8 protein-coding genes are annotated in these 11,021 nt (G+C 67.2%); 5 read left to right on the top strand and 3 right to left on the bottom strand.

Annotation, left to right across the window (positions count from 1 at the left end; translation table 11 throughout):
* Positions 1-715: transposase (locus tag VGL30_RS06575; RefSeq protein WP_331538047.1), on the top strand; the 715-nt coding region annotated here is incomplete at its 5' end.
* Positions 716-1,041: 326 nt separating this feature from the next.
* Here the strand turns inward: VGL30_RS06575 and VGL30_RS06570 are convergent.
* Both VGL30_RS06570 and VGL30_RS06565 read right to left on the bottom strand, forming a co-directional pair.
* Positions 1,042-2,001 (bottom strand): aldo/keto reductase, encoded by a 960-nt coding sequence (locus VGL30_RS06570; protein WP_331538045.1) that lies wholly within the window; start codon positions 1,999-2,001, stop codon positions 1,042-1,044.
* Positions 1,998-3,554 (bottom strand): GMC family oxidoreductase, encoded by a 1,557-nt coding sequence (locus tag VGL30_RS06565; protein WP_331538043.1) that lies wholly within the window; start codon positions 3,552-3,554, stop codon positions 1,998-2,000. Before VGL30_RS06565 ends, VGL30_RS06570 begins: the two co-directional genes overlap by 4 nt.
* A 401-nt stretch (positions 3,555-3,955) precedes the next feature.
* Between VGL30_RS06565 and VGL30_RS06560 the strand changes: the two genes are divergently transcribed.
* The 4 genes from VGL30_RS06560 to VGL30_RS06545 all read left to right on the top strand — a co-directional run bounded on the left by VGL30_RS06560 (position 3,956) and on the right by VGL30_RS06545 (position 9,085).
* Positions 3,956-5,008: a glycosyltransferase family 2 protein gene (locus VGL30_RS06560; RefSeq protein WP_331538041.1), complete on the top strand. Its 1,053-nt coding sequence runs from the start codon at positions 3,956-3,958 to the stop codon at positions 5,006-5,008.
* 181 nt (positions 5,009-5,189) lie between these two features.
* Positions 5,190-6,305 (top strand): glycosyltransferase, encoded by a 1,116-nt coding sequence (locus VGL30_RS06555; RefSeq protein WP_331538039.1) that lies wholly within the window; start codon positions 5,190-5,192, stop codon positions 6,303-6,305.
* Positions 6,306-6,432: 127 nt separating this feature from the next.
* Positions 6,433-7,524, top strand: a complete 1,092-nt coding sequence (locus VGL30_RS06550; protein ID WP_331538037.1) for a glycosyltransferase family 4 protein — start codon at positions 6,433-6,435, stop codon at positions 7,522-7,524.
* Between the two features lie 55 nt (positions 7,525-7,579).
* A complete protein-coding gene (locus tag VGL30_RS06545; protein WP_331538035.1) occupies positions 7,580-9,085 on the top strand; it encodes a lipopolysaccharide biosynthesis protein in 1,506 nt (501 codons plus the stop codon).
* A gap of 2 nt (positions 9,086-9,087) precedes the next feature.
* Here VGL30_RS06545 and VGL30_RS06540 read toward each other — a convergent pair whose 3' ends face one another.
* The gene (locus tag VGL30_RS06540; RefSeq protein WP_331538033.1) at positions 9,088-10,899 is read right to left on the bottom strand and encodes an NTP transferase domain-containing protein; all 1,812 of its coding nucleotides are present in this window, start codon (positions 10,897-10,899) and stop codon (positions 9,088-9,090) included.
* Positions 10,900-11,021 lie beyond the last annotated feature (122 nt).

Here is an 11,021-nt window from a genome sequence, read left to right as displayed (position 1 = left end):
CGGCAGCGGGATCGTCGGCTACAACGTCCAGAGCGCCGTCGACGCCGAGCACCATCTGATCGTCGCCCACGACGTCGTCATGGCGCCGACGGACCGCAATCAACTCACCTCGATCAGCGCCAAGGCGAAGGACGCCATGGGCGTCGAGCGGCTCGATGTACTGGCGGACCGGGGCTACTTCGCCGGCGAGGAGATCCTGGCGTGCGAAGCCATCGGCGTGACGCCGTACGTGCCCAAGCCGCTGACCGGCAACGCCCGGGCTGAAGGCCGCTTCGGCAAGCAGGACTTTAGCTACGTCGCCGACCAGAACGCCTACCGCTGTCCAGCCGGGAACCTGCTCCCGTACCATATGACGACGGTGGAGAAGGGGCTCACGCTGCACCGGTACTGGGATCTGGAGAGCTGCCGCGCGTGTGCGATCAAACCTCAATGCACGACCAGCCTCAACCGGCGGATTATGCGCTGGGAACATGAGGAGATCGTCGAAGCCATGCAGCGCCGGACGGACCTGGCGCCCTACGCCATGCGCGCCCGACGGCGGATCGTCGAACACCCCTTCGGGACGATCAAAAGCTGGATGGGCAACCCGCACCTGCTGATGAGGCGGCTGAAGAACGTGAAGACCGAGATCGGCCTCCACGTCCTGGCCTACAATATGAAGCGGGTGATGCGGATCCTCGGGACCGGCCCGCTGATAAAGACGATGAGGACCTGAGCCTCGCCGCGCCTACGTCTGGCCTAGCGGGCGCCAGCGCAGAGTTTTTACACGGCTTCCGTCACCTGCGGCCCAAGCCTAAAGGCCGAGAAGCGCCAGAGTCGGCCTTAGCGGATTGCCGCGGCTATCTCGTCGCACCAGCCGAAACCGGAACAGCCTGGATTGCCCTTTACCGCAAGGGCATTTGGGAATCGAACCGGCACAGCCAATCTTATTGGGGGTATTACCTAACGGCATCTCAGGTATTTTTATATAATTATTTCAATATCATATTTGCCTTAAATCGGTGCTGCAGCCGGCGCCGTCCGCCCATCTCGTGAAATATTTCACGGCGGTCCGTCTGCAGTAAGGAGCTTCTTGAACTCGATTGCCGCTCGCTGGTGCCGGCCGCTGTCCGCCGCGGCGACGTTGGCGAGGATGTGCTCCTCGTTACTGGAATAGACCAACGTCATGCCCCGGGGATTTTCGCTCAAGGCCCCTGCCAGGAGCACGCCCGACAAATCATGGAGGCTCGTCAAATCCACACCGGTCGCATCGCTCCAACGCGTGGCCAGGGCGGCGTCGCGGAGGAACTTGCCATGCAGCCCCTTCAGGTCCCGGGTAAGCACCCAGAACAGGATCTCGAAGGCGTCGTTGATACGCGGGCCGTCGGAGACGAAATCCCAATCGTATTGCACGACGTCGCAGAACTCCGGCTTGCGAAGGTGAACCTGCCTCGCTCTCTCGGCCGCGCCCCCGATGCCGAAAGCTCCGATGCGCCCCGCCTGAACTTCGCTGCGCAGCAGGTCCAGCAATCCGTCGCGCTCAAGGTCGCTCGCGTCCGCCTCGTGCATCAGGAACATCTCGACGTGCGAGCGCCCAAGGAGCCGGAGACTGTTTTCCAATGACTGGCGAGCGTCCTCCGACCGGAACGACGCCTTGGCGGTGACGCCCCCGGAGTCGGGCGCGGTCGTTCGCCCGCGCATCATCTTGCGGACGCGCCGCACCGTCGGCCCAAGCAGAGCGCGCGCAACCTGGATGTGGAGGGGGCGAGCGGACGGCGGAAGCAAGCCGTACTTCGTCGTCACCGTCGCATCGGGCCGCAGCTTGAGAAAATCGCCGAGGAAGCGCTCGGCCGCGCCGTCGAGATAGAATGGCGCCACGTCGAAATGGCGTATTCCCGCGTCATAGGCGGCGGCCAGCAGCCTGGCGATCTGCTGCTCGGTCATCCCGGGCCAGAACGCGCAGCCATAGCCGAGCTGGGAGGTGAGCCGCGACGACCACGGCAAGGCGATCTGCCTGGTCAACGCCCCGCTCCGGAAGTCAGAGCGCTATCGAGATGATCGCTCAGCCGCACGGCCAGGGCGATAATGGTGTGCGTCGGATTGGTGAACCCCGAGCTGGGAAACACGGCGGAACTACAGAGGAACGCGTTCTCGATCCCGTGCAGGCGAAGGTCGGCGTCGACCACGCCGTCTCGAGCATTTTCAGCCATGCGGGCGCCGCCACAATGGTGGAACTGGTCCGTGCACTTTTCGACAATCCTGTCCGTGAACAGGTCTGGGTCGAGAACCACCTCGCCGGCGCCGCTGCGGGCGAACGCCTCCTGGGCGACCTTGGCATACACGCGAATGGTCTGGAGCTCCTGCTCCGAAATCTGCCAATCTATGTTGGCCCGCCGCAGGCCCAGCTTGTCCCGCTTGTTTGAGAGCGTGATCCTGCTTTCCGACTTCGGCGACTGCTCGCAATAGACCGAGAGCTTCGGTCTGGCCCACGGCAGCGCGTAATTGGGATCCTTTTTTATCTGAAAGTGGTGCCAGATGGCGCCTGGCGCGCGCGGAGCCATCTGCAGAAATTCGCCGATCCCCACGGCCGCGGCAGGTCCGCCCAGCACCTTGATCCCCGTCCTCAGCGTCGGATAGACGCCGTCCTGGAACTCGATCATCCCGTTCACATTCAGCACCTCGTACTTGCGCTGAGCCTCCGCCGTCAGCTTGACCTTGGGAAGATATTTCTCGGCCAGCCGGTACGGACCGAACGGCCAATTCGGCTGACTGAGGTCGGCGCCTTTGAGGTCGCCCGCAAAGCACTGGATGTGATCCTGGAAATGCCGTCCGACGAAGCCTGATGCATTCCACGGGCAAAACGCCTGGTTGAGCAGAAGCCGGGAAGTCTCAATGCCGCCGAGGCAGAGGATCACGTACTTCGCGTTGAGGCTTGCCTCTTTCCCTTTCAGGGAGCGGAACCTGAGTTCCGCTATGCTGCGTTCGTCCTCGGAGGGAAGCATGGTCACAAGGTTCGCGTGCAGGACCACCGTCAGCCGTGGCCCGCGGATCATTTCCGAGAACAGGCGAGCGAACTTCTTCTCAGGCGTGTACCGCGAGAACGACATGTGGAGGTCCTCGCCCAGGGGCGGAGGTTCCAGCCCCACGCTTGCCCAGACCGCCTCGTCTTCCTGCAGTTGGCCTGCGACCCCCTCGATCTCCATGGCCCGTCGATAGTAGGGCTGCAGATCGGACTTGCGGATGGGCCAGCCACTGCCCTCGACCCATTCACGCGGGCTAAAGTCGAGCTCGTCAAACTCCATGATCTGGCCGGCCCAGGCCGAGGTGCTCCCCCCCAGCGCGCGAAAACGGCCGGAGTGGGCGCCGGCGAACTTATTTCCCCGAATATAGCTTCGATTCAGCGCCTGAGACCGGCGTTCCCAGCGACTTTCCCCGCCGCCTTCGACAAGCAGCACGTCATGCCCGCGCCGCGTGAGTTCGTGGGCCAGCACAAGGCCAGCCGCCCCCGCACCGACGATGCAGACCTCGAAGCGCCGACCCGCCGGGAAGTCGTCCTTGTCGAAATCGAACAGCATTCTCTACCCCCGGCGCCGCGAACCGCTGTCGAGGCGACTCCTGTCCGCGGCCATCCTTGCCCAGCCCTATCTGCAACGCCAGGGTTCCTGCAACCATTGCGAAAGGGCCCCACGCCTGCCGGCAACCTCTTGATTTGTCGGACGCCGGTCGTCGCAGCGGGGGTGCGGCGCGTCCCCAGGCGACGCCTTTTCAATGAAGACGCGAATGTGTTGGCGCCGGGCGACCGTACATTCTAGCTCTGCGGCTCCTCGTCCGAGAGGTCCCAATGTCCGGCTGCCTGCACCTTGGCCCTGGCCCTCGTTCACTCGATCGACCCCATGTCACGGACAATGGTCCCTGCGGAGCAGGACGGGCCGCGCTTGGGCCGCCCGCAGATGAATTTGCCGTCCGGACGCGCGCCATGAGCCACCCGACCGATATGCCTGCGCCGGCCGTTTCGGTGGTCATCCCGGTCCACAACTGCGAGCGCTACGTTGCGGAGGCTGTCCGCAGCGTCCTGCGGCAAACGAGGACTGACTTCGAGCTGATCGTCGTCGATGACGGCTCCACGGACGGCACCGCCGAAATCGTGTCGTCGTTCGCCGATCCCCGCATCCGGCTGATCCGCACGCCCCGGGGCGGCATTTCCTCGGCGATCAACGCAGGGATCTCGGCAAGCCGGGCAGACCTGATCGCCCGGCTGGACGGAGACGACGCCATGGAGCCCGAGCGGCTGCAGCGACAGGTCGACTTCCTGGAGGCCCGGCCTTGGCTGGGGGGCGGCGCCTCCTACTACTGGGTAATGGATGAGAAGGGAACGCTGCGGGGATCCGAAGAACCGCCGCTGGTGACCGTCGCCGATCTCGAGCTTCAACTCAGCCACCGCGGGCGGCTGATCTATCCGCACCCGACCGTAATGATGCGGCGACACGTGCTCGCGCGAGTTGGCGGCTACGATTCCCGGTACGACAAGTGCGAGGATGTAGAGCTGTTCATGAGGATGTACGAAGCCGGCTGGCCTATGCTGGTGCAGCCCGAACGACTGACCCGCTTCCGCGTACACGCGAGCTCGACGACCGCCTCCAGCGTCCGGGTTCAGTATTTCCTGAACGAGGCCATATTCGCCAATTTCCGCCGCCGAAGGCGGGGCGACGCGGACCTCCCCGTCGAACATTACATGGCCGCCGCGCACGCCTCGCCTTGGCGCTGGCTCATAACCGAAGGACGCATCCTTTCGCGCCGCCTCCAGCGCATGAGGACGGTCGCGCTCATGGCCGACCGCCGTTTGGCGGGGACCCTGGCCCTGGTCGCCGCCGCCGCCGTCGACCCCATCTCCACCACCGGGGCCCTTCGGAGGAAGCTGAAGCGGATAGAGCGCCAGAGCCTTTCCCCGTGGCGAGCCGAAGCGCCCGCGCCGATCGCGTCCGGCGTCGCCGGCCCGGCCGTCACCGGGCCTGAGACAACGTCGGTCTGAAGCCGGGTCCCACGACCCATGTCATTCCTGGTCTGAGCATGATCGCGGTGAGCCGAAGGCGCCGGGCCTCTCTGGTCCCTGTCTTGCAGATCGCCCTCCGCAAACGGCAGTCGAGACAAGAATGGCGCGCCCCAACTCCGACTCGGACGCCCGGCCGCCAGCCGCCCGGCGACTGAGGATATTGTATCTTACCCAGGTCGACTGCTCCCGGCCCTACAATGGCTCGACGTCGCGCATCCATGACACCCTGGGCTTTCTGACGGCGAGGCACGAAGTTCACTTGGCCTATGTCGGGATTCCGCTGGGCCAGGTGGGTTCGGAAGTGCCCCCGCAGTTGCCGAGCGGCCTCGCGAGCGCCGTGGAGGCGACCCGCGGAGGATTCGTCTCGAAATTCTTCAACATCAGGCTGTTTCGAGCTGCGCAGCGCCTGGTCAGAAGCAAGAGGTTCGACCTGGCCATTGTGGAATTCGGCGAGGCGGGCGTCTACGGCCTGGCGCTCCGGGCGTTGCACGGGCTTCCGTTCGTCTACATGTCGCAGAACGTGGAGTGTCAGCTCCACCTCCAGCGCGCTCGCCCGACCTTGTTGCGGCGGGCGTTCGCCACGTTCCTGGCCCTTATCGAACGACTTAGCGCACGATACGCCGAGCTGGTCACCACGGTGACGGCGGCCGACGCCGCGGTGTTCCGGAAGTGGGCGCGGAGCGGCGGCCAGGTGCAGGTCGTGCCGGTGGGTTTTCGGGCGTCTCGCTTCAATCCGGCGAACGCCCGGGCCGAGGATCCGCCGAAGCTGGTTTTCGTTGGCAACATGGACTATTCGCCCAACCTCGACGCCGTCCGCTTCATCGTGGATGAAGTCATGGAGGGCGTGCTGAAGCGGCGCCCGGACGCGGTTTTTCAGTTCGTCGGCACGCATCCGCCGGGGCTCGAAGACACGGCCCCCCGGGCGGAGTTCACAGGCTTTGTCGACGACCTGGCCGGGCATCTGAAGCAGGCGCGTCTGGTCCTCGTCCCGGTCATGGTCGGCGGCGGAATGAGGATGAAGACGGTCGAGGCGCTCGCCTGCGGAAAGATGGTGATCGCCAGCGGACGCGGGGCGGATGGGATCGATCTGCGTCGCGTTCGCCGCATCCGGCTGGTCGAGCCCGAGGTCTTCGGGAGGACGATCCTTGAGGAACTGGAGCAGGGCGTGGCCGACGACGACATCGACTTTCCCTATCTGCGCGCAGAGTTCTCGACCGAGGCGACGCTCGATCGCTTCGACAACGAACTGAGGAAAATCGCCGCCTCGCGGGCCTGAACCCGTACCGGCTCCCCTCGCTGACGCTTCGCCGGCCGCCTCATTTTGCCGACCGAAGACCTGAGGGCTGGCCTTGCCTGCGGCGTCGGTGCAGAAGGACGCAAGCCAGCGGGGCGGTGGCGAACCCATGCGGATCGCTTACATCATCAACTCGCTGGAAGGCGGCGGCGCGGCGGCGCCGGTGCCGGCGGTCGTGCGGGTCATGGCGGCCAGCGGCGCCACGGTCGAGGTTTTCGCCCTTTCACGCCGGGACGGCCGCGCGATCCCCGGCTTCGACGCCGCGGACGTCCGCTGGTCGGTTTCGCCCGCGGGCAAGTCGCAGCACCTGAGGGCGGCCAGCTGGCTGTGGGGCGAGCTTCGCCGCTTCCGGCCGACCTGCCTGTGGACCTCGCTCACCCAGGCCACCCTGATCGGCCAGGCCATCGGCCGGATGCTGGGCCTGCCCGTGGCGAGCTGGCAGCACAACGCCTTCCTCAGGCCCGGCAACCTGGCCTTGCTGCGCCGGACGCGCGCCCTCACCGCGCTCTGGGTGGCCGATTCCGAATCGGTTGCGGAGCTGAGCTCCGCACGGCTGGGCGTTCCGGCCGGGCGAATGGCGGTGTGGCCGCTGTTCGAAGCCAGACCCGACGCGCCCCAGGCCGCACCCTGGCGACCCGGTGAGACCTTCCGCCTCGGCAGCCTCGGGCGCCTGCACCCGAACAAGGGGTACGACGTGCTGATCGACGCCCTGGCGCGCCTGCAGGCCATGACGGACACCGATCTTCCGCCTTTCGAAGTGCTCGTCGGCGGTGAAGGCGGGCAACGCGCGCAGCTGGAGGCGAAGGCCGCGGCGCACGGGGTGACGCGCTTCCGCCTGGCGGGGTTCCAGCGCGATCCGGGCGCGTTCCTGGCCGGCCTGCACGGCTACTTGCAGCCCTCGAGGGCGGAAGGGTTGTGCATCGCCGCGCATGAGGCCATGCAGGCGGGGCTGCCGGTGATCGCCGCCGATGTCGGGGAGATGCCCCGCAGCATCCACAACCGTGAGGAAGGGTTCGTGACGCCGTCGGAAGACGCCCCTGCGCTGGCCGACGCCATCGTGGCGATCCTCAAGGATCCCGGCCGCAGCCGTCAGATGGGACAGGCGGCCCGGCAGCGCGTGCTCGAGCGGTTCGGCCAGGACCGGTTCGCCGCCGCCGGCGGCGAGGCGGTCGCCCGCCTCGCCGCCATGAGCAAGGCCTAGGCGCCCTCGCCGGCGGCATGGCGCCGCGCCGCGCTGGAGAACGTAGGACGATGGTTTGAGCGACGCGGTGACCTCGCCCGGCGATTCTCAAGTCGACAGAAAGGCGATCTTCCGCGGCGCAGGCCTCGCGATGACCGGCTTCCTGATTCGGCCGCTGTCGCGGGTGCCGTTCCTGCTGATCGTCGGCCGGATCTATGGCGAGTCGCAGTACGGCCGGTACGTGTTCGCCCTGGGCCTCTTCGAGGCGCTGGCCGCCTTCTGCCGCCTGGGGCTGAAGGACAACCTGTTCCGCTTCCTTTCCGAATATCCTCAGTCCGAACGGCAGGTGCTGGCGGAGGCCCTGGCGATCGGCGTGAGCCTGTCGGCGATCGGCGCCGTGCTCGTCGCGGCCGTCGCACCGGCGGTCGGGGACGCGCTGCACGCCGCGCCCATGTGGCGCATGCTGGGCGTCCTGGTCCGGATCCTGCCGGTGTTCGTGGCCGCCGACCTGCTGTTCGCCGCCACCCGCTTCCAGCGCGCCGTGGGCTACGAAGTCGTCGGCCGCTCGATCGTCGAGCCGTTGATGGTGACCGCCGGCGCTTTTGCCTTCGGGATGGCCGGGTTCGGCGCCGAGGGCCTGCTCATCGGCTACATGGCCGCCCAGGCCGCGACCCTGGCCCTGGCGGCGGTTGGCGTGGCGCGCCGGTTTCCCAGGTCGGACGCGCCGTTCCGGTTCGACGCCGCGCGGATGCGGACGATGGCGGCCCGGTCGCTGCCCACCGGCTTCGCCGACTGCGTGGGACTGGGCTTCAACGCCGTGGGCGTCCTGCTGATCGGAAACCTCATCGGGGAAGCCGCGCTCGGCGTCTACGGCATGGCGCTCAACCTCGAGACGGCGCTCAGCAAGGTCCGGCAGGCGTTCGACATGGTCGTGGTGCCGATCATCAGCCAGGGCGTCGCGGCGGAAAAGCGATCCTATGTAATCGACCAGTTGCAGATGGTCGGCCGCTCCATCCTCACGGCCCAGCTCCCGCTGCTGGCGGTCTGCGTGCTGTTCGGGGCGGACCTGCTGGGGCTGTTCGGCAAGGGCTTCCAGCAGGGCGCGCCGATATTGGCGCTGCTGGCGTTGGCGGCGGTCATCGACGGCGTGCTCAACCTCGCCCAGGTGCCGCTGTTCCTCAGCCGGCCGAAATCCAACCTGGCGATCGCCCTCGTCGCGCTGGCCGTCAACCTGGGGCTCGGCGCCCTGCTGGCGCGGCGCCTCGGGCTGCCGGGCGTGGGCCTGGGCGTCGTCGTCGCGCTGGCCGTGGCCGGAACCGCGCGCCAGTTGATGATCAGGCGCCTGTTCGGGCGCAGCCTGCTGACCCCGGCGTTCTGGAAGCCCCTTGCGGCGACCGCCGGCGCGGCGTCCGGCGCGGCCGTCATCCTTGCGTTGCTGCCCGGCACCCCGGCCAACCACGGCCTGGCCGCCGCCAGCCTCGTACTTGGCTACGGCCTTTTGCTGGCGGCCGTGGATCGGGACCTCCGCAACAGGGCGCTCGCCTGGGCGAGAACGCGCCTGCAGCCGAAGCGAAGCGCCTGAGCCTATCCGGCGCTCGACTTCGAATGCTCGATCTCGGCCTGCTCGAACGCCAGAGTGTCGTCGACATCGATCCAGAAGCGGCTTCCGATGTCGAACACCCGCGCCTTGCCCTGGTCGGCCAGGCGCTGCATGCCGCCCGAGATGCCGCCGCCGCCCGCCTCGGCGTCCTCCCGGATCGCCGCGAACAGCGACCGCGACGCGAGGAAGATCCCCGTGTCGTAGGCGTTGTACTGCGCCAGGCCCTTGCCGATCCTGCGGATACGGCCGTCCTCGGCGACGTCGACCCGCGTCACGTCCTCAGCCTGCACCAGCGGGTTCTCCAGCCGACGGTCGACCGCCAGGACCACCTCGTCGCGTCCCAGGGGCTGGTGCAGCAGGTCGCGCAGGATGGTCGGGTCGAACAGGTGGTCGCACATCAGGAGCACGAAGCGATCGCCGACCAGCGGTTCGGCCGCCAGCACGGACAGGCCGTTCGGCCTGGTGAAGTCCGCGTTGCGCACATGGGCCAGATCGAGGTTGCGGCGCACGGCGAAGGCGTCGAGGAAGCCTTCCAGCCTTTCGCCCTCATAGCCGGTGACGACCACCAGCCCCTGGACGCCGCCCAGCAGCGCGGTTTCAGCCACGCGCTCGATCATCGGCACGCCCACCAGCGAGGCCAGGGGCTTGGAGGCGGCAATGGCGCGCAGGCGGGAGCCCTGGCCGGCGGCGATCACCACCGCCTTCGGGGCGGAAAGGTCCGCGGAGCCGTTGATGAAGGCCTCCGTCCGGCGATGCGCCTCGTCGTCGGTGAACTGGATCGGCGGGTGCTTGCAGAAGTAGGACGACGGCCCCACCAGCATCCCCCCCTCGCCCCGGTCGAGCGCCAGCCGGCAGCAACGGATGGCGTCGATGACCACCCCGGCCGAATTGGGCGAGTCCTCGACCGAAAGCCGCACCTCGATGTTCATCGGCACATTGCCGAACAGGGCGCCTTCCAGCCGCAGGAAGCACAGCTTGTTGTCGTTCAGCCACGGCACGTAGTCGCTGGGCCCGACGTGGATGTTCTCGTCCTCCAGCCGTTCGCCGACCACCGCCTGCACGGCCTCGGTCTTGGACACCTTCTTCGAGGCCAGGCGGCCGCGATCCATCATGTTCATGAAGTCGGTGTTGCCGCCGGTGTTCAGCTGATAGGTGCGGTCGAGCTTGACGCCACGCTGGTGGAACAGGTTCGACAGGGTGCGGTGGACGATGGTGGCGCCGAGCTGCGCCTTGATGTCGTCGCCGATGATCGGCAATCCGGCGGCCTTGAACCGGCGTTCCCACTCCGGCCGGCTGGCGATGAACACCGGCATGCAGTTGACGACGCCGACCCCGGCTTCCAGGGCGCATTCCATGTAGAACCGGGTCGCCTCCTCCGACCCCACCGGCAGAAAGTTGATCAGCACCTCGGCGCCGGACGCCTTCAGGGCGGCGACCACGTCGGCCGCGGCGGGCTGCGCGGCGCCCGACACCACGAAGGTCCGCTTGCGCGGCATGCTTTCCATATGGTCCGCGACGCCGTCCAGGACGGCGCCCATCTGCACCTTGACCCCGGTCGCCGGCACGTCGGCGCAGAACACCGCCGTGCAGTTCGGCTCGGCGAAGATCGCCTCGGCGATGTCCAGTCCGACCTTGCGCTCGTCGATGTCGAAGGCGGCGACGAACCGGATATCCCCGGGCAGATATCCGCCCAGGTCCCAATGCATCAGCCCGACGCCCCTCTGCGCGGGATCGCGGTAGTAGGCCGCACCCTGAACGATCGAGCTGGCGCAGTTCCCAACCCCGACGATAGCCACCCGAATTTCCGGCATTTTTTCCGCTTTCCTGGCCACGACGCGCCGCCGCGGTTTCAACCGACGGCGTCATCTACCAACAGGACGCCGCCGTCGGCGACGATCCTCACTGCGCCGTCCGTGTA

It is taken from the genome of Phenylobacterium sp., assembly GCF_036502675.1.
Lineage (GTDB): Bacteria > Pseudomonadota > Alphaproteobacteria > Caulobacterales > Caulobacteraceae > Phenylobacterium.
Note: the sequence above shows the minus strand (reverse complement) of the source record. Positions and strands in the feature narration are given on the sequence as shown.

Excerpts from the sequence above, each read along its gene's own strand:
- VGL30_RS06565 (WP_331538043.1), bottom strand. The coding sequence starts at position 3,554 with ATGCTGTTCGATTTCGACAAGGACGACTTCCCGGCGGGTCGGCGCTTC.
- VGL30_RS06560 (WP_331538041.1), top strand. The coding sequence starts at position 3,956 with ATGAGCCACCCGACCGATATGCCTGCGCCGGCCGTTTCGGTGGTCATC.
- VGL30_RS06550 (WP_331538037.1), top strand. The coding sequence starts at position 6,433 with ATGCGGATCGCTTACATCATCAACTCGCTGGAAGGCGGCGGCGCGGCG.